Source organism: Rubellimicrobium rubrum, from assembly GCF_006152115.1.
Classification (GTDB): Bacteria; Pseudomonadota; Alphaproteobacteria; order Rhodobacterales; family Rhodobacteraceae; genus Rubellimicrobium; species Rubellimicrobium rubrum.
In genome coordinates this window covers 288,607-310,412 of record NZ_VDFU01000003.1, presented here as the reverse complement: position 1 = coordinate 310,412, position 21,806 = coordinate 288,607, and the positions used below count along the sequence as shown (strand labels likewise).

At 69.6% G+C, this 21,806-nt stretch carries 21 protein-coding genes, 1 tRNA gene and 1 other RNA gene; 10 read left to right on the top strand and 13 right to left on the bottom strand.

Translation table 11 applies throughout. From position 1 onward, the window contains the following. Window positions 1–829 precede the first annotated feature (829 nt). The 3 genes from FHG66_RS22840 to FHG66_RS04620 form a co-directional block, all read right to left on the bottom strand. On the bottom strand, window positions 830–1,345 hold the full coding sequence (locus FHG66_RS22840; protein ID WP_139075499.1) for a tyrosine-type recombinase/integrase: 516 nt from the start codon (window positions 1,343–1,345) through the stop codon (window positions 830–832). Window positions 1,346–1,619: 274 nt separating this feature from the next. After that, window positions 1,620–2,054: a hypothetical protein gene (locus FHG66_RS04625; protein ID WP_139075498.1), complete on the bottom strand. Its 435-nt coding sequence runs from the start codon at window positions 2,052–2,054 to the stop codon at window positions 1,620–1,622. Window positions 2,055–2,511: 457 nt separating this feature from the next. Then, window positions 2,512–2,588: transfer RNA gene (locus tag FHG66_RS04620), tRNA-His, on the bottom strand. Between the two features lie 105 nt (window positions 2,589–2,693). Here FHG66_RS04620 and FHG66_RS04615 point away from each other — a divergent pair. After that, a complete protein-coding gene (locus FHG66_RS04615; RefSeq protein WP_139075497.1) occupies window positions 2,694–2,894 on the top strand; it encodes a DUF6324 family protein in 201 nt (66 codons plus the stop codon). A gap of 3 nt (window positions 2,895–2,897) precedes the next feature. Here the strand turns inward: FHG66_RS04615 and FHG66_RS04610 are convergent, their stop codons facing one another. After that, window positions 2,898–3,368: an MmcB family DNA repair protein gene (locus tag FHG66_RS04610; protein ID WP_139075531.1), complete on the bottom strand. Its 471-nt coding sequence runs from the start codon at window positions 3,366–3,368 to the stop codon at window positions 2,898–2,900. 129 nt (window positions 3,369–3,497) lie between these two features. Next, window positions 3,498–4,163, bottom strand: a complete 666-nt coding sequence (locus FHG66_RS04605) for a dihydrofolate reductase family protein (protein WP_218013789.1) — start codon at window positions 4,161–4,163, stop codon at window positions 3,498–3,500. Window positions 4,164–4,256: 93 nt separating this feature from the next. Here FHG66_RS04605 and FHG66_RS04600 point away from each other — a divergent pair, with 93 nt between their 5' ends. The 6 genes from FHG66_RS04600 (at window position 4,257) to nusB (ending at window position 9,110) form a co-directional block, all read left to right on the top strand. Further along, the gene (locus FHG66_RS04600) at window positions 4,257–4,859 is read left to right on the top strand and encodes a riboflavin synthase (protein WP_139075496.1); all 603 of its coding nucleotides are present in this window, start codon (window positions 4,257–4,259) and stop codon (window positions 4,857–4,859) included. Next, on the top strand, window positions 4,850–5,422 hold the full coding sequence (locus FHG66_RS04595; protein ID WP_246082454.1) for a hypothetical protein: 573 nt from the start codon (window positions 4,850–4,852) through the stop codon (window positions 5,420–5,422). The genes FHG66_RS04600 and FHG66_RS04595 overlap by 10 nt, the downstream gene beginning before the upstream one ends. Window positions 5,423–5,689: 267 nt before the next feature. Then, window positions 5,690–6,811 carry a calcium-binding protein gene (locus FHG66_RS04590; protein WP_176556122.1) on the top strand — a complete coding sequence of 374 codons (1,122 nt, stop codon included), beginning with the start codon at window positions 5,690–5,692 and terminating at the stop codon, window positions 6,809–6,811. A 180-nt stretch (window positions 6,812–6,991) separates the two neighbouring features. Continuing rightward, on the top strand, window positions 6,992–8,122 hold the full coding sequence (gene ribB / locus FHG66_RS04585) for a 3,4-dihydroxy-2-butanone-4-phosphate synthase (protein WP_139075494.1): 1,131 nt from the start codon (window positions 6,992–6,994) through the stop codon (window positions 8,120–8,122). Window positions 8,123–8,124: 2 nt separating this feature from the next. Next, a complete protein-coding gene (locus FHG66_RS04580) occupies window positions 8,125–8,646 on the top strand; it encodes a 6,7-dimethyl-8-ribityllumazine synthase (RefSeq protein ID WP_139075493.1) in 522 nt (173 codons plus the stop codon). Next, a complete protein-coding gene (gene nusB, locus FHG66_RS04575) occupies window positions 8,643–9,110 on the top strand; it encodes a transcription antitermination factor NusB (RefSeq protein WP_139075492.1) in 468 nt (155 codons plus the stop codon). The genes FHG66_RS04580 and nusB overlap by 4 nt, the downstream gene beginning before the upstream one ends. 202 nt (window positions 9,111–9,312) lie before the next feature. Here nusB and ssrS read toward each other — a convergent pair. The 3 genes from ssrS to nrdR all read right to left on the bottom strand — a co-directional run bounded on the left by ssrS (window position 9,313) and on the right by nrdR (window position 11,242). Next, a non-coding RNA gene (ssrS, locus tag FHG66_RS04570) (6S RNA) lies at window positions 9,313–9,468 on the bottom strand. A 224-nt stretch (window positions 9,469–9,692) separates the two neighbouring features. Beyond that, window positions 9,693–10,778: a bifunctional diaminohydroxyphosphoribosylaminopyrimidine deaminase/5-amino-6-(5-phosphoribosylamino)uracil reductase RibD gene (ribD, locus tag FHG66_RS04565; protein ID WP_246082453.1), complete on the bottom strand. Its 1,086-nt coding sequence runs from the start codon at window positions 10,776–10,778 to the stop codon at window positions 9,693–9,695. Next, window positions 10,775–11,242 carry a transcriptional regulator NrdR gene (nrdR, locus tag FHG66_RS04560; RefSeq protein ID WP_139075491.1) on the bottom strand — a complete coding sequence of 156 codons (468 nt, stop codon included), beginning with the start codon at window positions 11,240–11,242 and terminating at the stop codon, window positions 10,775–10,777. The genes ribD and nrdR overlap by 4 nt, the downstream gene beginning before the upstream one ends. Before the next feature lie 107 nt (window positions 11,243–11,349). Between nrdR and FHG66_RS04555 the strand changes: the two genes are divergently transcribed. After that, a complete protein-coding gene (locus FHG66_RS04555) occupies window positions 11,350–11,748 on the top strand; it encodes a YkvA family protein (RefSeq protein ID WP_139075490.1) in 399 nt (132 codons plus the stop codon). Between the two features lie 4 nt (window positions 11,749–11,752). Here FHG66_RS04555 and FHG66_RS04550 read toward each other — a convergent pair whose 3' ends face one another. Next, entirely contained in the window at window positions 11,753–13,309 is a 1,557-nt protein-coding gene (locus FHG66_RS04550) for a DNA recombination protein RmuC (protein ID WP_139075489.1), read from the bottom strand. Window positions 13,310–13,476: 167 nt separating this feature from the next. On the opposite strand from FHG66_RS04550, the gene yghX reads away from it, so the two are divergent. Next, window positions 13,477–14,400 (top strand): YghX family hydrolase, encoded by a 924-nt coding sequence (gene yghX, locus FHG66_RS04545; protein ID WP_139075488.1) that lies wholly within the window; start codon window positions 13,477–13,479, stop codon window positions 14,398–14,400. 449 nt (window positions 14,401–14,849) lie between these two features. On the opposite strand, the gene FHG66_RS04540 is transcribed toward yghX, so the two are convergent. The 4 genes from FHG66_RS04540 to FHG66_RS04525 all read right to left on the bottom strand — a co-directional run bounded on the left by FHG66_RS04540 (window position 14,850) and on the right by FHG66_RS04525 (window position 19,875). After that, the gene (locus tag FHG66_RS04540; protein WP_139075487.1) at window positions 14,850–15,236 is read right to left on the bottom strand and encodes a hypothetical protein; all 387 of its coding nucleotides are present in this window, start codon (window positions 15,234–15,236) and stop codon (window positions 14,850–14,852) included. After that, window positions 15,233–17,221 carry an RNA polymerase sigma factor RpoD gene (gene rpoD / locus FHG66_RS04535; RefSeq protein ID WP_139075486.1) on the bottom strand — a complete coding sequence of 663 codons (1,989 nt, stop codon included), beginning with the start codon at window positions 17,219–17,221 and terminating at the stop codon, window positions 15,233–15,235. The genes FHG66_RS04540 and rpoD overlap by 4 nt, the downstream gene beginning before the upstream one ends. Before the next feature lie 140 nt (window positions 17,222–17,361). Continuing rightward, window positions 17,362–19,356, bottom strand: a complete 1,995-nt coding sequence (gene dnaG / locus FHG66_RS04530; protein WP_139075485.1) for a DNA primase — start codon at window positions 19,354–19,356, stop codon at window positions 17,362–17,364. Between the two features lie 63 nt (window positions 19,357–19,419). Further along, window positions 19,420–19,875 (bottom strand): nucleoside deaminase, encoded by a 456-nt coding sequence (locus FHG66_RS04525; RefSeq protein WP_139075484.1) that lies wholly within the window; start codon window positions 19,873–19,875, stop codon window positions 19,420–19,422. 75 nt (window positions 19,876–19,950) lie between these two features. Here FHG66_RS04525 and FHG66_RS04520 point away from each other — a divergent pair, with 75 nt between their 5' ends. Beyond that, window positions 19,951–21,732, top strand: a complete 1,782-nt coding sequence (locus tag FHG66_RS04520; protein ID WP_139075483.1) for a pseudouridine synthase — start codon at window positions 19,951–19,953, stop codon at window positions 21,730–21,732. Window positions 21,733–21,806 lie beyond the last annotated feature (74 nt).

The following is a 21,806-nucleotide window of genomic DNA, read 5'->3' as shown; positions in this document are numbered from 1 at the left end:
TCCGTCGTGCTTGGCCGCCAGACGGAGTCACAACCCGCTGATGTCGCTCAACTCTTTTCGGGTCAGGCTCTTAGGCTCCGCGATAGGGGGCATAGCCGGACTGGTTGAGCAGGTTCTGACGGACGAGCTTCATGCCTTCGCTCGTCCTCTGGCACTCGGATCCTGTGTGCCCTGATCGGGGCCACCGGGACAATCGCTGGGGCTTGTGCCTCCGTCCGAGGAGATCTCAGGTCAGCAGCATGGCCGCAGTATCCTGACGAGCCAGCCTCCGCCGAGGGATGCGCCGGTGGTAACCGATGCACACGGAATCTTGCTCCCCCCGTGGATGCGGGAGCCTCCCGGCATCGCCAGCGACGACTCCGTTCAGGACGACGGAAACATCACATCGGTTCTCGACCGGCACACGGCCCCGGGGCAGGTGGCGAAACCGCTGGCTGCTCGGACCGAGAACCGTCCGCTATTGCCGATATGGCCGCACAAAGGTTCCATGAGCTATGTGCTCATTGAGCCTGACTAAGCTGTCGAGGCGCCCGGCCGGGACCCGCACTCGGCGGAGCTGGCCGCATTTGCCGAGACGGCCAAATCCTTGCCGGCCGAGACCCTCGCGCTCGTGTTCAGGGCAGGCAAGGAAACGAAGCATTGCAGGACCCCCGGCCGATGACCCATCAGCAGAGCCCTCCAGCCGGTGCGGATCGAGCCACTGCGCCGCCGTCTGCCGGAGCCCGTTCGAATGGTTTGTAAGATCACTTTGGGACGCAGACGATCTGGCCAGGATGGCTCCCCTCTTCGAAGATGGCGAGCGAGACCGCTGGCGGCTCACCGGATCCGGCTACTGAGCACGGGGCAGCCTCCTAGGAATGCTCCGGCTCGGCCGATCGGTCGGATCGCTCCCCAGCCGAACCGCACGAGGCTTGGACGGAGAGGGCACCATCGTCCTGGAGTTCGGGTTCGCGCTAGCTCCAGGCTGTGATGTTTCGAACGCGTCCCCTCCAGCCTCGGCTTCATTATCCTGAGCAGATGTCATGGCATCCAGCCTGTCGAACGTCTGCGCGACGACCGGCGCCTGGTGCTTCCTCTCTGTACATTTCTTGGCCATTTCTGCCATGCGATGACCCGTAAGCTCCTGAATCGAATGATACGGGAAACCGGTCTCGAGGAGACGCGTGGCTGCCGTGTAGCGGAGGGCATGGATGCGCTGGTTCTTGTCGAAGCCAGCCCTGTCGAAGGCTTCCTCCATGTCTGGCGAGACCGTCCTTTTTGAAACTGCGTTCCGCCTTCCGAACACAGCGCATACTTGGATTCGAGCAGGCCAGCGTCCTTGCGCGCGGCGACGTACGCGAGGCATGCTTCCCGCATCATCACGGTCACCGAAAGGATGATCGTCTCGCCATTCTTGCCGGCAATGATCCCAAACGTTGCCTGCATCAGGTCGGCCACCCGCGCCCGGCTCAGGTCCTCGCGGCGCAAGGCCGTCCCGAGCGCGATGTCGCAGGCAAGCCGAGCCCGGGTTCGAAGCGGGTTCACGAGCCGGAACGCTTCGATCTCGTGTTCCTCATACCGCTTCTGTCCAATCGATGGCGCCTTCTTTCCGCCTCGCCTCTTGGGCAGTACCAGCGGGTTCAGGGAAATTCATCGCAGGAGATGCGCCGCATAGCTGAGCATGGTAAAAGGGTCCGACGGGTGGCCTTGGCCAGCGCCGGCCTCTGGGCGAACTTCTGCATCAGCGTCTCCGCGTGAATCGGCTGAATCGCGAACACCGGAAACGGCCCCAGGACGGGCTCCAAGGAGGCGATGTGCCACTCGTACTCCGAGCGCGTGCTGTCGCGAAGCGCGATGAAGTCCGTGGAGACGATGTGCTCAGTCTTGAGATTTCGGAAGGTACGAGCGGCGGGCGCCACGCCGATCGGCTTCTCGTTCAACTTCCGTCGGATGACGTGGGACTCCGGATCGTCCGGCAGGCGCTTTCCCGTCGCCCGGTGATCATAGTAGGTCCGAATCTGGCCGGACGCGAGACGCTTCCGCTTCGCATGGACGCAGGGGATGTCGAGTTTCATCGGTGAGCCCTCGCAGACATGATGGCGTCCAGAAGGGGATCCGCGAACGGCCCAAGTTCAGGCTGACCGGGCAGAGCAGCCGGTGTCCTAACGCGACAGCGATCGATCTCTTGACGATTCCACCGTTGGTAACCTGCCAGAATTTCGGGTTCAGGAAGCTGCCCAAGATCGATGGCCATCCGGCAGGCCCGTACAAGCGACATCCTGCTCCTCCGACTGCATCAGGAGCCAGTCAGGCAGCCCTTTCAGGTCCTTTACCGTTCGTCCCATGGTTCGTCGCTCGCTCGATCTCGTCCTGACAAGGAGGTCGGGCCGAGGCTCCTGACGCGGCAAGCTGACGTTGGGTGAAGATCGGCCGGAACGAGGGCCGCGACGGGGTCTTGCGAACCGATTTGCGAGCTGACGCACATGGTGCTGCCAGGGCACCGATCGGGCTCAACAATCTCAGGAACTTGGATGGTACCGACACCCCGGCTCGAACGGGGGACCCCCAGATCCACAATCTGGTGCTCTAACCAACTGAGCTATGTCGGCACTCAGGGGGCGATCTAGCGGCCTGCCCGGTCGAATGCAAGGGCCCTTGCGGGATGCACCCGGACCGCGCTACGCCCGCCCCTGAGACCACGACGGGAGAACACCATGGGCATCGACAAGCAAAGCGAGGTCTCGGCCAACCTTCAGATCGGTCCGACCTCCCTCGGGATGGTCCGCATCTACGTGGAGGCCGACGGAGGCGTCGAGCTTCCGCTCGACTTCGAGCCCGAGGAAGCCCTCGAGATCGCCGAGGAGATCCGCGCGGCGGCCGAGATGGCGCGCGGCATGTCCAAGCCGCGCCGCTAGGGCTCAGCGCAGGCCCAGCCCCGGATCGCGCGCGCCGTGCCACCGCAAGGCGGCATGGCGGGCGAACCTGTGCACCAGCCCCTTGCGCCGCGCTCCGTTCAGCTTCAGCTCGGGCCCCATCCGCACGATCTCGGCGTCGTAGTGGTCCGCCACGATCAGCCCGGTGTCGTCGGGCAGCAGCTCCACCGGAAAGTCCTGGTCCACCGCCCAGAAGAAGCGGTCGCAGAACTCCAGGTAGCCCTGCCATTTCCCGTCCGACATGAAGTCCGCGCGCGAGGACTTGCACTCCACCACCCAAAGCTCCCCCTTGGGGCCCAGCGCCATCACGTCCACCCGCAGGCCGGGCGTGGGCGTCATCTCCTCGACGGTGACGAAGTCGTGGCTGAGCAGGTGCCGGCACACCCCCCGCGCCAAAAGCTGGCCGGGGCGCGGCGGAGGCGCGGGCAGGTCGAGGGCGGGCTGGGGCAACGGCATCCCGCGAATCTCGCCATTCCGGCCGGCGGGGTCAAGCAACGCCCGCTCACATCCCCGGGCGTTCCTGTCCCCACGCCTGACCAGCCAACGCCCCTCTCGGGACAGGGCCACGCGCGAGGGGACTCAGCCCTAGGCCGCAGGCACGTACCGCAGGACGACCGCGCCCGAGCCGAATTCCTGCCGCTCGACAAGCCTCAGGTCCACGACCCGCGACAGACCCGCGAACGGCGTGGGTCCGTGACCCGCCAGCCGGGGATGCACGATGAACTCATATTCGTCGATCAGCCCCAGCTCCGCCAGCGCGAGAGGGAGCGTCACGCCCCCCACGTAAAGCCCCCGACCCGGCTGCCGCCTGAGATCCCGGACGGTCGCCTCCAGGCGATCCCCGCGCACCAGTTCCGCGTTCCAGTCCACGCCGGCCAGGGTGTCGGACACCACATACTTCCGCGCCGCGTCGATGGTCCGGGCAAAGTCCTCCATCCAGTCGGGCATCCAGTCCGGCCGTTCGCCTGTCCGGGCCACCGGGCGCCAGGCTTCCTCCATCATCCCATAGGTGACGCGGCCCAGAATGATCGCATCCGCCCGGGCGATGATTGCGCTGGAGTGGCGGTGCATTTCCTCGTCCGGGACGATCGCGCGGTGATCGCAGCAGCCATCCAGCGTCACGTTGATGGAATACCGAAGGGGCTGCATGGGGAAATCGTGGCACGACGCGGCCCGCTCGAACAGCCCCCTCCAACGGCCCCGACCGGCGCCCGGCAGCGCCGGACGGACCACCACATCCTTCGTCCGCACCGGGCCGCTCCCCTCCGACCCGGGGCGCGACCGGCCGCCACGGTTGCGCGCCGGGCGCGGGCGGTCTAGCTACAGCGCCGGAGGGCCGTTCCCATGTTCACAGGCATCGTCACCGACCAGGGCGAGATCCTCGCCGTCCAGCGCGAGGGCGACCTGCGCGCCCGCATCGCCACCCGCTACGACGTGGATCGCATCGACATCGGCGCGTCCATCTCCTGCGACGGCGTCTGCCTCACGGTGGTCGCCAAGGGCCACGAGCCCCGCCCCTGGTTCGAGGTGCAGGTGTCGGCCGAAACGCTGGACAAGACCAGCATCGGCCACAACGCCTGGGGCCCCGGCCGCCGCATCAACCTCGAACGCGCGCTCAAGGTCGGGGACGAGCTCGGGGGCCATATCGTCTCGGGCCATGTGGACGGCGTGGCCGAGATCGTGGACCTGCGCACCGAAGGCGACAGCACCCGCGTCACCCTCCGCGCCCCTGAATCGCTGGCGCGCTTCATCGCCCCCAAGGGCTCGGTGGCGCTCGACGGCATCTCGCTCACCGTCAACGAGGTCGAGGGCGCGACCTTCGGCGTGAACCTGATCCCCCACACCAAGGAGGTCACGACCTGGGGCGCCCTGCGACCCGGCCAGCCGGTCAACCTCGAGGTGGACACCATGGCCCGCTACGTCGCGCGCCTTCGGGAATGGGCCTGACCCCCGGCATCGGCCACAACAACGGCCCCTCGCTCGACGATGGGGCCTCTTGGCGGCGCTTCGCCTGGGCCCGCTCGCGCGAGGCGCTGCTGCCCACCCTCCCCATCGAGGTCGTGCGCCTGCGCGTCGCCCGCGCCAAGGCGCTGGGCCTGCCCTACCGCACCTATGCCGGCATCCGGGCGACCACCGGGCACGACATCGTCGCGTTCCTGTTCTCGACCAACGCGCTGCGGCTGCTGCGCCCGACCGACCACCTCCCCGACGACCGCCTCGCCCGGCTCGGGTCGCTTCCGCCCTGCGACCGGACGGCCCTCGTCCACCCGCCGCTCCACCCCCGGACGGTCCTGACGCTCGCGCCCCTCGATGCGGCCCACCCCGCCCCAGCGCCCGCGTCCTCGTGGTCCGCCACACGCGACCATCTGCACGCCGTGCTGCGTGACCGTGGCCACCCGCCCGACCGCGTGGTCCTCGTGGGCGAAACCGACGGGGAACGGGCCTGGACCGAAGCCGGGAGGCTGGCGGGGTTCCTGTCGGGAGAGGCCTATTTCGCACCGCTCCGCTGACGTCGCGCAGCGGTGCCAACCCGTCGCGCGCCAAGGCTCGCCACCCTGTCCGACAGGGATCGACGCAGCCCCCGTCATGGCGGCCACCGGGCCCCCGCCGTGTCAGGATTTGCCTGACGGAGCATTGATTGTCCCCGTCCCGGAACGATCTTCGTTGCAGATGCCGGGCGTTGGGGGGACCGGCATCCGAGGGCATGGCGGCATGGACCCGGACTCCGGGCGCGCCCCTGACCCTCTGCCCCCAAAGGAATGACGGAGGACTTAAAGATGGCCAGTTTGATCGGAACCCCGGGTGCCGACAGCCTGACCGGCACAGCCGGTTCGGATTTCCTGTCGGGAGCCGGGGGCGACGACACGCTCCGTGGCGAGGCCGGCGTTGACACGCTTTATGGCGGCGGCGGCAACGACAGCCTGAACGGCGGCCCGGATGGCGACATCATGCGGGGCGGCGCCGGCAACGACAGGTACTTCGTGTTCAGCGAAACCGACAACATCGGGGAGGCCGACCTGACTCCGGCCGGCGGGATCGACACCGTGTTCGCCGGGACGTCCTGGATCCTCGAGGCCGGGTTCGAGCGGCTGACCCTGATCGGCACCGAGGACCTCAACGGCACCGGCAACGCCGCCAACAACATCATGACCGGCAATGACGGCACCAACATCCTCGACGGCGCGGGCGGCAACGACACGCTCGATGGCGGGCTGGGCAACGACATCCTGATCGGCGGCAACGGCAACGACCGCTACATGGTCAACAGCGCCGGCGACGTGGTGTTCGAGCGGACCAACGCCCCCGCGGGCGGCATCGATACGGTCATGTCCACCATCTCCTACGCGCTGGGCTACGGCGTTGAGAACCTGACCCTCCAGGGCCAGGCCGCCATCAGCGGCACCGGCAACGGCCGCGCCAACATCCTCGTCGGCAACAACGGCTCCAACGGCCTTTCGGGCCAGGCCGGCAACGACGAACTGCGCGGCGGCGGCGGCGCGGACAACCTCTCGGGGGGCACGGGCGGTGACGTCCTGCGTGGCGGCACCGGCGCGGACCGGCTGATCGGCGGCGCGGGCAGCGATGCGTTCGAGTACACCGCCCGCGACCAGGGCGGCGACCGCATCGTGGATTTCGGAACCGGGGCGAACAACGACGACCGCATCCGCATCGACGCGTCCGGCTTCCTTCTGGCCCTCCAGCCGGGCCAACTGGCGGCAGACCGCTTCTCGACCGGCACCGACAACCAGGGCAACGACGCCAACGACCGGTTCGTCTTCAACACCACGACCGACCAGCTCTTCTTCGATGCCAACGGCAGCGGCGCGGGCGGGGAAACCCTTCTGGCCACGTTCAGCGGCAACCCGACCCTGACGGCCGACGACATCTTCCTGATCTGACCCGCGTCCCGCACGCGAACGTCATCGGGGGCGGTCCCACGCGGGGCCGCCCCCATTCGTTTGGGCACCGGCATCTGCCCTGCGCAGGGGCACAGGCGCCCTCCAGCGCCGCACCGCGCCCGCCTCTTCCCATCCCGGCCCCCCTCGGCTATCTGCGGCCTTGGACAGGAGGCCGACGCCATGACCCTCACCTATGAACAGCCCGGCCCCGTCGAACGCGACTGGGCAGACGCGATCTCCTCGACCGAGGACATCCTCGAGGAAGCGCGCAACGGCCGCATGGTCGTCCTCGTGGACCACGAAGACCGCGAGAACGAGGGCGACGTGATCATCCCCGCCCAGATGGCCACGCCCGAAAAGATCAACTTCATGGCCCGCGAATGCCGGGGCCTCGTCTGCCTCGCCCTGACCGAGCGTCGCGTGGACGAGCTCGGCCTGCCGTTGATGGCCTCCCAGAACTCCTCGCGTCACGAAACCGCCTTCACCATCTCCATCGAAGCGCGCGAAGGCATCTCGACCGGCATCTCGGCGCATGACCGCGCCCACACGATCGCGGTCGCCATCGACGCCGCCCGCGGGCGCGAGGATCTGGCCACCCCCGGCCACGTCTTCCCCCTGCGCGCCCGCGACGGCGGCGTCCTCGTCCGTGCCGGCCACACCGAGGCCGCCGTGGACATCGCCCGGCTCGCAGGCCTCAACCCGTCCGGCGTGATCTGCGAGGTCATGAACGAGGATGGCTCCATGGCCCGCCTGCCCGAACTGGTGGCCTTTGCCCAGCGGCACGGCATCAAGGTCGGCACCATCTCGGACCTCATCGCCTACCGTCGCCGCCACGACAACCTCGTGCGCGTTTCCTCCGAACGGACCATCCAGTCCGAGTTCGGGGGCGACTGGACGCTGCGCATCTACACCGACCAGATCCAGGGGGCCGAGCATGTGGCCCTCGTCAAGGGCGACATCTCCGGCGACGAGCCCGTCCTCGTGCGGATGCACGCCTTCGATCCGCTCCTCGATCTCGTCGGCACGGGCGGCGTGGGCCGCGCCCACGAATTCCAGGACGCCATGCGCCTCATCGCCGACGAAGGCCGCGGCGCGATCATCCTGCTGCGCGACCTCCACATGAAGCTCGGCGGCGCCGAGGCGTCACCCCAGACGCTCCGCCAGTATGGCCTCGGCGCGCAGATCCTGTCGTCGCTCGGCCTGTCGCGCATCATCCTGCTCACCAACAGCCCCCGCCCCCGCGTCATCGGCCTCGACGCCTACGGCCTCGAGATCGCGGGCACCCGCAAGATCACCGAAGGAGAAGGCTGACCATGGCCGGAGCGCAGACGCAGGGCCTTGAACGTGGCCATTTCGACATCAAGCCCCCCAAGGTGCTGATCGTCGTCTCCCCCTACTACAGCGACATCGCCGCGGCCCTCCTCGGGGGCGCCCGCACCGAGATCGAGGCCTGGGGCGCCACCCACGAGACCGTGGAGGTGCCCGGCGCTCTCGAGATCGCGCCTGCCATCGGCATGGCCGCGCGCCTGGGCGAATACCACGCCTTCGTGGCCCTGGGCTGCGTCATCCGGGGCGAAACCACGCATTATGACACCGTGGTCGAGGAGTCCGCCCATGGCCTGACGATCCTGGGCCTCCAGGGGCACTGCATCGGCAACGGCATCCTCACCGTCGAGAACGAGGAGCAGGCCCGCGTCCGCGCCGAGCCCGAGGGCCAGAACAAGGGCGGGGGCGCGGCCGCGGCGGCGCTGCACCTCTATCAGTTGTCCCGTCGCTTCGCCCGGCCCGAAAAGGCTCTGGGCTTCCTCCAGGGCCGCCTGGGAGCCTCCGAATGAAGGCCGAGGACAAACGCCGCACGCGCTCGGTCGCGCGGCTCTATGCCGTGCAGGCCTTGTTTCAGATGGAAGCGGCCGGAACCTCGGTCGACACCGTCTCCCGCGAGTTCGAGACACACCGTTTCGGTGAAGTGATCGACGAGGCCGAGATGGCCGAAGGTCATGTGGACCTGTTCCGCAAGATCACCTCCGAAGCGGTGAACCACCAGGGCCGGATCGATCAGATGACCGACCGCGCGCTGGTCGCGAAATGGCCCATCGGCCGCATCGACCCCACGCTCCGGGCCCTGTTCCGTGCCGCCGGGGCCGAACTGGTCGCCACCGACACGCCGCCCAAGGTGGTCATCACCGAATACCTGTCCATTGCCGAGGCCTTCTACCCCGAAGGGCGCGAAAAGGCGTTCGTGAACGCCGTGCTCGACCACATGGCCCGCGACGCGCGGCCCGAGGCTTTCGCAGGTTAACCCCCCTTCAACCTGGCCCCTTCTAGCTGGACCCGGCTCGACCGGGAGACGATCACATGCAATGCGCAGCCTGCCTCGGCATCGGGGTCATTCTCATGGCCCTGGCCCGCCGCCGGGCGCGTGGCATCCGTCTCCGGGTCCATCAGCGCCGGCCCGAACAGGGCCTCTAGCGGCCCTCGCCCAGCGAAAGGGTATGGCGGTGGCGGGAACCGCAGCAACCGTGGAGGCGACGTTTCCCGAGGACCTGTGTTTACAGGTGGGCGTCAGGTGATCAGGCCTGGACCTGACCAGAGCCAACTCCCTCGGAGTCATTATAGGCCACTGGAATCGAGCCCGTTCACGTGAAGAGCAGAAGCCCGCCGGGATCAGAGGTAGGGTGCCCCGGCAGGCCCCGCAAGGCCCCTCCCGCAGCGTCAACGCGAACGATGCACCTTCGCCCGCAGACATCTCGCCCCGCCCTGCCCCTTCGCACGGCGTCGGGCCGCCAGTCCTCTCTAGGCGCCCATTCCCTGACGCCAAGGACACTGCCGCCTCATCGGCACGCACCCCGGTCAGGGCGTCCGACCCAAGCGGAGGATTTGCTCAGCCGTGCGTCCACCGGGACATCACGTCTCCCCCGATCGCCTCCATGCCCGCCAGCCGCAGGCGCGGCGCCTCGGCCAGCCGTTCGATCCCCAGCGCTCCCAGCATGGGCCGCCCCTCGGCCCCCAGCGCCACGCCCGCCTGGAACAACACCAGCTCGTCCACCAGATCCCCGTCCAGAAGGCTCGCCGCCACCTGCCCGCCCCCTTCGCAGAAAACCCGCGTGATCCCCTGCGCGGCCAGCACCTCCAAGGCCCCGCGCAGGTCCAGGGTGCCCGCCTCAACCGGACAGGGCAGGCAGCGCACGCCCAGCGCCTCCCAGGGGGCGGCATCGGCTCCTGCGGCGTGCAGCAGCCAGAGCGGCACCGCGCGGGCGGTCCGGGCCAACTGCCCGTCCAGCGGCAGCCGCAGGTCGCGGCTCAGCACCACCCGCACCGGCTGGGGCCTCTCGCCCATGCCGCGCACGGTCAGAAGCGGGTCGTCGTCCCGCGCCGTGCCAGCGCCCACCAGCACCGCGTCATGGCGCGCCCGCAGCGCATGGACCCGCGCGCGGGCAGCCGGTCCCGTGATCCACTGGCTTTCCCCCGTCGCCGTCGCGATCCGCCCATCCAGCGACGCCGCGAGCTTGAGCGTCAGCCAAGGCCGCCCCTCGGTCACGCGCCGCAGGAACCCCGCATGGTCGGCCCGCGCCTCGGCCTCCCGCACGCCGGTCGTGACCGCGATCCCCGCAGCCTGCAGAATGGCGATCCCCCGCCCGGCCACGCGCGGGTCCGGGTCGCCCACAGCCACCACGACCCGCGCGACCCCGCTGGCCACCAGAGCCTCCGCGCAAGGCGGCGTCCGTCCGTGATGGGCGCAGGGCTCCAGCGTCACATAGGCCGTCGCCCCGCGCGCATCCCCAGCCTGCGCCAGCGCCTGCGTTTCCGCATGGGGCCGCCCGCCATCCGCCGTCCAGCCGCGCCCCAGCACGCGCCCGCCCCGCACGATCACGCAGCCCACCGCCGGGTTCGGCCAGACCCGCCCCATGCCCCGCCGCCCCAGCGCCAGCGCGAGCGCCATCCAGCGGTCGTCCTCCGCCTCGCTCACACCTCGGGGCTTTCCTGCGGGCGAAGCTCCGACATGAAGCGGTCGAAATCGCCCACCGCCTGGAAGTTCATGTAAACGCTGGCGAACCGCACATAGGCGACCGTGTCGATCCGGGCGAGGGTTTCCATCACGATCTCCCCGATCTGCCGCGATGAGATGTCGGTCTCGCCCAAGCTTTCCAGCCGCCGCACGATGCCCGACACCATCTGGTCGATCCGCTCGGGGTCGATGGGACGCTTCTGCATGGCGATGCGGATGGACCGCTCCAGCTTGGCGCGGTCGAAATCCTCGCGCCGCCCGTTCGCCTTCAGGACCACGAGGTCGCGCAACTGCACCCGCTCATAGGTGGTGAAGCGCCCCCCGCAGGCCGCGCAGAACCGCCGCCGCCGGATGGCCACATGGTCCTCGGCCGGGCGCGAGTCCTTGACCTGGGTATCGACGTTTCCGCAAAAGGGGCAGCGCATGGGTCCGGCCTTGGTCTTGTCCTGCACCGCAGCATAGAAAGCGTGGCAGGGATTGGGTAGCGGCGATTTCGCGACGCAAGATGTGCTGAACCAAGGGGTGAGACGTCATGGCCGAACCAGCACGTCCCTCGCCCGTCGCCCGCCTCAAGGCCTGGGCCAAGGCGATCCGCCGCGACGTGATCGCGCTCTGGCTTGCCGCCCGCGACCCCCGCGTGCCCTGGACCGCCCGCGCGTTCTGCGCCGCCATCGCGGCCTATGCCCTGTCGCCCATCGACCTGATCCCGGATGTCATCCCCGTCCTGGGCCTTCTGGACGAGGCGATCCTTCTGCCCTTCGCCATCCTGCTGGCCGTGCGCCTCGTGCCCCCCGCCCTGATGGCCGAGTTCCGGGCCGAGGCCGACCGCCGCACCGCCCGCCCGACCAGCCGGGCCGGGGCTGCGGCGGTCGTGGCGCTCTGGCTCCTGGCCTTGGCGCTGATCGCCTGGGCGGCCTGGCCCGCCGCCTGACGCCCTACTCCGCCGCTGGCAGCACGCGCTGGGCCTCCTCGGGCAGCGCCTCCGGGGCGTCCTCGCCGTCATGGGCCACGCCCAGCGACTTGCCCGTCCGCGCGCCCAGGTCCTTCAGCATCTCCACCTGCCGCACGAGGTTGCCGTTGCCCTTGGTCAGCTGCCCGAACGCCTTGTCATGGGCCTTGCGCGCGTCGTCCAGCGCCGTCCCCACCCGCGCGAAGCTGTCCATGAAGGTGGCGAGCTTGTCGTAAAGCCTGCCCGCCCGCTCGGCGATGGCCTCCGCGTTCCTGTTGCGCTTCTCCACGTTCCACAGATGCCGCACGGTCTTGAGAGCCATGAGGAGCGACGTCGGATACACGAGGCCCACGCCCCTCGACATCGCATAGGCCGCAAGCTCGCCGTCGATGGCCCAGGCGGCGCTCACCGCGCCCTCGATGGGCATGAACAGCATAACCATGTCGATCGAGCCGTCCACCAGCCCCTGGTAGTCGCGCTCCGCCAGCTCGTCGATGCGGTCGCGGACGTTCCTGGCATGGAGCCGCAGCCACCGCTCCCGGTCCTCCTCGGACTCCGAAGCGATGGCCTCGGCATAGGCCGACAGCGATACCTTGCTGTCGATCACAAGGGCCTTCTCGCCGGGCAGCCGCAGCACGAGGTCCGGCCGCCGCCGCTCCCCCTCCTCGCCCGTGACGCCCGCCTGCACGATGTAATCCACGTCGCGCCGGTAGCCCATCAGCTCCAGGTACCGCTCAAGCTGCGCCTCGCCCCAGGCCCCCTGCCGCTGCTTGTCGCCCTTGAGCGCGCGGGCGAGGTTCGCCGCGTCCTGCCCGACCGCCTGCGCCTGCGCCGACAGCGCGCGGATCTGCTCGGCCAGCACGGCGCGGTCCTTGTCGGCCTCCTGATGCACGGCCCGCAGCTCGGTCTCGAAGCGGCCCACCTGCTCGCGAAAGGGGGTCAGCAGCTCCGTCAGCTTCTGCTGGTTCACCTCCGAGAACTGCGCCCCCGTCTCGCGCAGGGTCCGCCCGGCCAGATCGCGGAACTCGCGGGTCATCTCCTCGCGGATGGCCTTCAGCGCCTCGACCTCCCGCGCCGCCGACACGAGCTTGCCATCCGTGTCCGCGCGCAGCGCCGCGTGGTCCGCGCTCAGCCGGGCATGGCCCTCCTGCGCCTCGGCCAGCAGGCGGCGCACCCCGGCCACGTCCTCGCGCAGCTCCCTCTCGACCTTCTCCAGCCGGGCGACTGCCTCGGTGGCCTTGGCGCAGCGGGCCTCGGCATCGGCGCAGCGCCCCTCGGCGTCGCGGTGGCTCTGGCGCAGCCCCTCGATCTCGCGGGCGATGTCCCGCAGGCGGGTGTCCCGGTCGTCCACCAGCCGCGCCTCGGCCTCGGCCTGCGTCCGCGCTACCTCGGCGGCCATGCGCGCCTGCTCCAGCGCCCGCAGCATGGCCTGTCCTTCCGCCCGCAGCCGCCCGGCTTCGCCCCGCACCCGCAGCAGCGCCACCCCGGTCATCACGAGGAGCGCGACGCAGATCATCAGTGCAAGGGTCGGGATATCGGGCACGGGGGCCTCCACAAGTTTCCGTTATGTTCGCGCCCCTTCCGGCCCCTGGTCAAGCCGCCGCCGCCCATCCCCGCCCGGCATGGCACCGCCGCCACGCCCCGCTCCGGCTGGAAGCGGGCCGTGGCGGGCCTATCCTGGGGTCAACGACCAGCGCCAGGGAGGCCGCCATGACCCGCTTGACCGCCAAGGACTTCTCGCCCGAACTCCTCCAGCTTTACGACGGCTACGCCCATGGCCGGATCACCAAGCGCGAGTTCCTCGACCGCGCGGGCAAGTTCACGGTGGGCGGCATGACCGCGATGGCGCTCCTCCAGGTCATGAGCCCGAACTACGCACAGGCGCAGCAGGTCCAGTTCACCGACCCCGACATCCTGCCCGAATACGTGACCTACCCCTCCCCGGACGGCAACGGAGAGGTCCGCGCCTATCTCGTCCGCCCCGCGACCCCGCAAGAGGGCCAGCAGCCCGGCCCCGACACCGCAGGCGCAGGCCCCTTCCCCGCCGTCGTCGTGGTTCACGAAAACCGCGGCCTCAACCCCTACATCGAGGATGTGGCCCGCCGCCTCGCCAAGGCCGGCTTCCTGGCACTTGCCCCCGATGGCCTGACCTCGGTCGGCGGCTACCCCGGCAACGACGAGGAAGGCCGCGCCCTGCAACAGCAGGTGGACCCCGAAAAGCTCATGAACGACTTCCTGACCGCCGTGGACTGGCTGCGCGGGCACGAGCTGTCGAACGGCAACGTCGGCATCACCGGCTTCTGCTACGGCGGCGGCGTCGCCAACGCCGCGGCCGTCGCGAACCCGGACCTCAAGGCCGCCGTGCCCTTCTACGGCCGCCAGGCCAACCCCGCCGACATGCCGCGCATCACGGCGCCCCTGCTCCTCCATTACGCCGAAACCGACGAGCGGGTGAACGAAGGCTGGCCCGCCTACGAGGCCGCCCTCAAGGAACACGGCAAGACCTACGAGGCCCATATCTACCCCGGCACCAACCACGGCTTCCACAACGACTCCACGCCCCGCTACGACCGCGAGGCCGCGGAACTCGCCTGGAGCCGCACTATCGACTGGTTCCGGACGCATCTGGCCTGATCGCACGGCCTGTGGGCGGGCCCAGGGCTCGCCCGGTGCCCTCACCCGATCTTAACCCGCGTCGCCCAACCTGCCCCGACGCGCGGAGTTGAGACCCCCGGGGCCATGGCAAGGCTCGCCCCACCGCCCGCAAGGGACAAGGAGGGGGTCCCGCGATGGTAAGTCCTTCCCCCCGGGCCCGGGCGCACCGCGCGTCACGGCCGCCCTGCCGGGTGCACAGCTTCTTGACGGGCCGCCGGGACGGGCCCGACCGGACGACCCGAACCGCCCATGCAGCGCGATCATGCAGCGCCCTGGCGGAAGGATCCGGCCGCCGCGCGTCGAACACGCGCCCCCCGTGGGCTCCGGAGTGGCGTCCGGCCCCGCGGCCAACGGGCGCGATCCCGGCGCGGCAGCCTGCCGTGCCGGGATGACAGCCCGAACTCCGTTCACATACGGGATAAGCGGCCCTACTGGCCCAGGTCGGGCATCGCCCGCCAGTCAAAGGACCGGACGCGCGCCTGCTCCTCGGGAATCGCCTCGCGGGTCAGCCCCGACGCGGCATAAAGCCCGTCCGAGAACGACCCCTCGGACGGCATCGGCGCGCCCTGATCCAGGCTGTCCTTGCTCACGACCATGCACGCCACGTTGGGAAGGTTGCGCTCGGCACAGATCGCCGCCGCCTCGCTCAGATAGCTTTTCAGGCCCTGGCCGTTGACCTTGGTCATGCCCAGCCGCCGCGCCAGCTCCGAATAGGTCAGCGCCGGCTCGCCCGCCAGCACGGCCTCCGCGACGACCTGGATCGTCGCGAGGGCCCGCTGCCGGGTCAGAGGGGTGACGTCCCTGTCCCCGGTCATTGATCCAGGAAGCTCCGCAGCTTCCGCGACCGCGACGGGTGCTTCAGCTTCCGCAGGGCCTTGGCCTCGATCTGCCGGATACGTTCCCGCGTCACGCTGAACTGCTGGCCCACTTCCTCAAGGGTGTGGTCCGTGTTCATCCCGATGCCGAAGCGCATCCGCAGCACCCGCTCCTCGCGCGGGGTGAGAGAGGCCAGAACCCGCGTCGTGGTTTCCTTCAGGTTCTCCTGAATGGCCGATTCCAGCGGCAGGATCGCATTCTTGTCCTCGATGAAGTCCCCAAGCTGCGAATCCTCCTCGTCCCCGATCGGGGTCTCGAGGGAGATCGGCTCCTTGGCGATCTTCATCACCTTGCGGACCTTCTCCAGGGGCATCTGGAGCTTCTCGGCCAACTCCTCCGGGGTCGGCTCGCGGCCGATCTCGTGGAGCATCTGGCGGCCCGTGCGGACCAGCTTGTTGATCGTCTCGATCATGTGGACCGGGATGCGGATCGTCCGGGCCTGGTCCGCGATGGACCGCGTGATGGCCTGCCGGATCCACCAGGTCGCATAGGTCGAGAACTTGTAGCCGCGCCGGTACTCGAACTTGTCCACGGCCTTCATCAGGCCGATGTTGCCCTCCTGGATGAGGTCCAGGAACTGCAGCCCGCGGTTCGTGTACTTCTTGGCGATGGAGATCACGAGGCGAAGGTTCGCCTCGACCATCTCCTTCTTGGCCTGCCGGGCTTCCTTTTCGCCCTTCTGGACCTGCGCCACGATGCGGCGGAACTCGCTGATGTCCACGCCGACATACTGGCCGACCTGGGCCATCTCGCCGCGCAGCTCCTCGATCTTCTCGCGCGACCGCTCCAGCAGCATCGCCCAGCCCCGGCCCGACTTCTGGCCCATGCGGTCCAGCCAGGCGGGATCGAGCTCGCTCCCCCGGTAGGCGTCGATGAACTCGCGACGGTTGATGCGGGCCTGATCGGCCAACTTCACCATAGCCGAATCGATCGTCATGATCTTGCGGTTGACGCCATAGATCTGGTCGATCAGCGCCTCGATCCGGTTGTTGTGGAGATGGAGCGAGTTCACAAGCGTCACGATCTCGGACCGCAGCGCCTGATACTCCGCCTCGTCGGCCTTGGAGAAGGACCCGTCCTCGTTCAGCGTGGCCGACATGCGGGCGTCCTGCATGTCCGACAACCGGCCAAAGTCGTGCGCGATGGACTCCAGCGTCTCGAGGACGCGGGGCTTCAGCGCGGCTTCCATGGCGGCCAGCGACATGTTGGACTGCTCGTCGTCCTCGTCGTCCTCCTCGCGGGCGATCTCGTTGCCGTCAGCGTCGAACTCGGGCCCCGAGGATGCCAGCCGCGCCCCGCCGGCGGGCACGCTTCCCGCCTCGACCAGCGGCTCAAGCCCCGAGTCCTCGCCCAGCTGGTTGCCAAAGGTGGCCTCCAGATCGATCACGTCGCGCAGCAGGATGCCCTCGTCCAGCAGCTCGTCGCGCCAGATCGTGATGGCCGAAAAGGTCAGCGGGCTTTCGCACAGGCCCGCGATCATGGTGTTCCGGCCGGCTTCGATCCGCTTGGCGATGGCGATCTCGCCCTCGCGCGACAAAAGCTCCACCGAGCCCATCTCGCGCAGGTACATCCGCACCGGGTCGTCCGTGCGGTCGAGCTTCTCGGCGTCCCCGCCAGCCAGTGCGACGTCGCGGTTCCCGCCCACGACGGCCACCTCACGCGAACCTGCGTCCTCCTCGACCTCCTCGGACTCCTCGTTCTCGGTGACCTGGATGCCCATCTCGGACAGCATGGACATGACGTCCTCGATCTGGTCCGAAGAGACCTGATCGGGCGGCAGCACCGAGTTGAGCTGGTCGTAGGTGATGTATCCACGCTCACGGGCATCCGCGATCATCTTCTTGACCGCAGCCTGGCTCATGTCGAGCGAGATGTCCCCGTCGGCGTCGTCGTCCTTCTGGTGGTCGTCGTTGTCCTTGGCCATGGGGAGATCCCTCCGGTCGGGTGATTCGGCTGATTCGTCGTCTAAGGCCTTGTGCGAATCAACCTGTGCGCCGGGTGATTCGCAACTGGCATATAGTGATTCTTCAAAGTCCTGCCACATGCGCAGCAGGAAGTGATTCGTCAAGCGCGGCCGCCCCGGCCCCGGCGCCCGAAATCGATGCCGGAAAAGGTCCGGTCCGCCCGATCCTTCTCCTCCTTGTCCAGCGCCACACCGTTCGGGGCCAGGAACACCTCGCGGGTGTCCTCGGTCTCCTTGCGGCGGGTCACGTCCACCTCGGCGGCGGCCTGACCCAGACGGCGCGTCAGCCATTCGTCGGCGCTGTCGGCGGCGATGTCGTCCTCCCCCTCACGCAAAACCTCGCTGTGCGCGCGGCGGGCCGCGAGCTTGGCCAGGACCTCGGCAAGGTCGAGACGGGTCGCCTCCGCCTCGCCCGGCGGGCGAACCGCGAGGATGTGGGCTGCCGCGACCAGCCTTTCAAGCGGCTCCTCTCCCACCTCCTGCCTCAGCGCGGCCGGCAGGTCCTCCGCCTCGGCATGCCGCAGGATGGCGTCGCGCATCCGGGCCTGGACCCGGTCGGGGCAGTCCATCCCCTCGATCTCGTGGGCAAAGGGCGCGATCAGCGACGGGGTGGCGACCAGCATGGCCAGCACCGCCTCCCGAAGCTGGTCGTCCGGGGACAGCGAGCCCAGCGCCAGGGCCGAGGCGCGGGCCGACGGCGTGGGCTGCGCGGGCGCGTTCCTGCCCCAGGACCCGTCCCGCCGCCCGTCACGCCGGCCATTCCGCTGTCCGCCCTGCCACCCGTCCCGTGGCTCGAAAGGCCGCTCGGGCCGGGACCTCTGCCCCCACAACTCGTAGCGGAGATGCTTGATCTCCTCGCCATAGTGGTGCCGGATCGAAGGGTCCTTGATTGCCGCGATGGCCGCCCGCAGCGACTTGTCGAGCGCGGCCTTCCGCTCCGGGCTGTCAAAGACCTTGCCCTCGGTTTCCCGTTGCCACAGGAGGCGCACCATCGGCTGCGCCGAATCCAGCACGGCCTGCATCGCCGCAGCACCCTTGGCCTTGATCAACTCGTCCGGGTCCTGGCCGCCGGGCAGCAGAGCGAACCGCAGGCCCTTCCCGGCCTCCAGCCTTGGCAGCGCCAGGTCGATCACCCGCAGCGCCGCCCGCACCCCCGCCGCGTCGCCATCGAGCGCAAGGATCGGCTCGTCCGAGATCCGCCACAACAGGCCCAGCTGCTCTTCGGTGATCGCGGTCCCCAGCGGTGCCACGGCCCCGCCGAAACCGGCCTCGGCCAAAGCGATCACGTCCATGTAGCCTTCGGCCACGATCAGCGCCGCGCCCTTTCCCACAGCCTCCCGCGCGGGTCCGTGGTTGAACAGGCTGCGCCCCTTGTCGAACAGCGGCGTCTGAGGGGAGTTCAGGTACTTCGCCCGGGCGTTCGGATCAAGCGACCGGCCCCCCAGTCCGATGGCCCGCCCCCGCGCGTCCCGGATCGGAAAGATAATCCGCCCCCAGAAGCGGTCGTAGGTCCCGCCCTGCCCCTCGCCGGTCAGCCCCGCCTCCAGCAGCAGGTCGGGCGAGACCCCCTTGGCCTTCAGCGCCTTGGACAGCCCGTGCCGGTCATCCGAGGCGAAGCCGATCTCCCAGCGCTTCTGCGCGGCCTCCGACAGCCCCCGCCGGGCCAGATAGGCCCGCGCCTCCTCGGCCGCGCGCGTGCCGAGCTGAAGCCGATAGTGCTGCACGGCCAGTTCCATGACCTCGGCCAGCCGGGTGTTGCGCGATACCTTCTCCGCCGCGCGGGGGTCCTGCGCCGGCATCTGCAGCCCAGCCTCGCGCGCCAGGATCTCCACCGCCTCGATGAAGGACACGTTCTCGGTCTTGGTGACGAACGAGATGGCGTCGCCCTTCTCGTGACACCCGAAGCAGTAGTAGAATCCCTTGCGGTCATCGACGTGGAAGGACGCCGACTTTTCCTGATGGAACGGGCACGGCGCCCAGAAGTCGCCCTTGGCCTGGTTCGACTTGCGCCCGTCCCACACGACCTTGCGGCCCACCACTCGGGCGAGCGGCAGGCGATTGCGAAGCTCTTCGAGGAAACCGGGAGGCAGACTCATGGCAGAGGACTCCTCTGCCACAAGCATTCCGCATCCGTCCAGCGGGCGCCAGTGGGTGGGCGATCAACTCCCGCGACGCGCGGCAAAGAAACCGCGCAGCAGCGCCGCCGCATCCCCGGCCCGGATGCCGTCATACACCTCGGGCGCATGATGAGCCTGCGGATGCGCATAGATGCAGGGGCCATGCCGCACGCCGCCCGATTTCGGGTCGTCGGCCCCGAAATACAGCCGCCCGATCCGGGCAAAGCCGATGGCGGCCGCGCACATCGGACAGGGCTCCAGCGTGACCCAGAGCGAATGCCCGACCAGCCGCTCGGACCCAATCGCCGCGCAGGCCGTCCGGATCGCCAGCATCTCGGCATGGGCGGTGGGGTCCTTCAGCTCCAAGGTGCGGTTCCCGGCCGCCGCGACGACCCGCCCATCCGGCGCGACCACCACGGCCCCCACCGGCACCTCGCCGCGTGCGCCCGCGTCCCTCGCCTCGGCCAGCGCGGCCTCCATGTGACTCGCGAAATTCATGGCGCTTCGTCGCAGCCCCCCTACCTTGCACAAGCTCCTCTGGCGTGGAGGGGCCATAAGCGTTATGGGCGCCCGATGAACACAGATGACAAGACCCCCGACGGCGCCCCGGGCGAAGGAGAGCGCATTGCCAAGGTCCTTTCCCGCGCGGGGATCGCCTCCCGCCGCGACGCCGAGCGGCTGATCCTCGAGGGTCGGGTGACCGTCAACGGCGACAAGATCACCTCGCCCGCCGTCAACGTCACGGCCCGGGACCGGCTGGCCGTCGATGGCCAGCCCGTCGCCGAGGCCGAGGCCACGCGTCTGTGGCTCTACCACAAGCCGGCGGGTCTCGTGACCACCGAACACGACGAGGAAGGCCGCCCCACGGTCTTCGACTCCCTGCCCGACGACATGCCCCGCGTGATGAGCGTGGGCCGCCTCGACATCACGTCCGAGGGACTCTTGATCCTCACCAACGACGGCGAGATCAAGCGGCGGCTCGAGCTGCCCTCGACGGGCTGGTCGCGGCGCTACCGGGTCCGCATCCACGGCACCCCCACGAACGCCGACCTGGAGCCGCTGCGCCAGGGCGTGACCGTGGAGGACATGGACTACCAGCCCATGGAGGTCGTCATCGACCGCCAGCAGGGCTCGAACGCATGGCTGTCCATCACGCTGCGCGAAGGCAAGAACCGCGAGATCCGCCGCGTGATGGAGCATCTGGGCTTCACCGTGAACCGCCTGATCCGCGTCAGCTACGGCCCATTCCAGCTGGGCGACCTTCCCGTCGGCGACGTAGAGGAGCTTCGCTCCAAGATCGTCCGCGACCAGCTCGGCCTCGACAAGCCCGAGCCCGTGGCCCGCACCCGCAAGCGGTCCAACCCCGAGGACGCGCCGGCCATCGACGCCGAGCCTGCAGGCCAGCGCCCCGAGCGGGACCGCTTGTCCACCGCGCGCCCCGAAGGCGCCACCGTGCGCCGCGAGCTCAAGGCCCGCGCCCCCAAGGTCCGAGGCGAGCGGTCCGAGGAGGAGCGCTCGGCCCGTCCCGCACGCCCGCCACGCAAGTCCGCCGCGCCGAGCGCCTTTACCAAGCCGCGTACCTGGATGCGCGCGGACGAACCCCGCGAAGGCCCAGAGGGCGACCGCGACGAACGTCCGCGCCGCGACCAGGGCGACCGGCCACGCTCCGGCGGCTACAAGACCCACGACCGTCCGGCCCGTGGGGACGAGCGTCCCCGCTCCGGCGGGTTCCGGAGCCACGGTGACGAAGGTGGCCGCGGCCGCCCGGCCCGCGAAGGCGGCGACCGCCCCCGACACGCCGAGGGCGACCGTCCGCGCCGCGAGTTCGGCGACCGGCCCCAGCGGTCGGGCGACGACCGCGGCCCGCGCCGGTCCAACGACGAGGGGCGTCCGCCGCGCCGCTTCGACAACGACAGGCCGCCGCGCGGGAACGAGGACCGGCCCCGCCGTTCCCCCGAGGACCGCGGGGATCGTCCGCCCCGGAGCGGCAAGCCGATGTTCCCGCGCGAGGGTGGACAGGACCGGGCCCCCCGTTCCTTCAAGCCGGCCCGCCCCCCGCGGGAAGGCGAGGAGCGTCGCCCGCCCCGGCGGACGGACGGCGACGAGCGCCCGGCCCGGGCGTACCAGCCCCGTGAAGGCTTCAAGCCCCGCGAGGGCGAGGATCGCCGCCCTGCTCGGACCCCGAGGGACGGCGACCGTCCTGCTAAGTTTGGGGACGACCGTCGCGGCTTCGCCCCGCGCGGCGACAGGCCAGACGGCGCCCGTCCGGCCCGCAAGGGTCCGCCCCGCGAGGGCGGCTTCAAGCCCCGCGCCACCGGCGACCGCCCCCGTGGCAAGCCACCCCGCAAGGGCTGACCCAAGCGCCCTTCCTCTAAGGTCCTTCGCGTCCCGTTGTTGAACGGGACGCGACAGTCTCTACATTGGCCTTT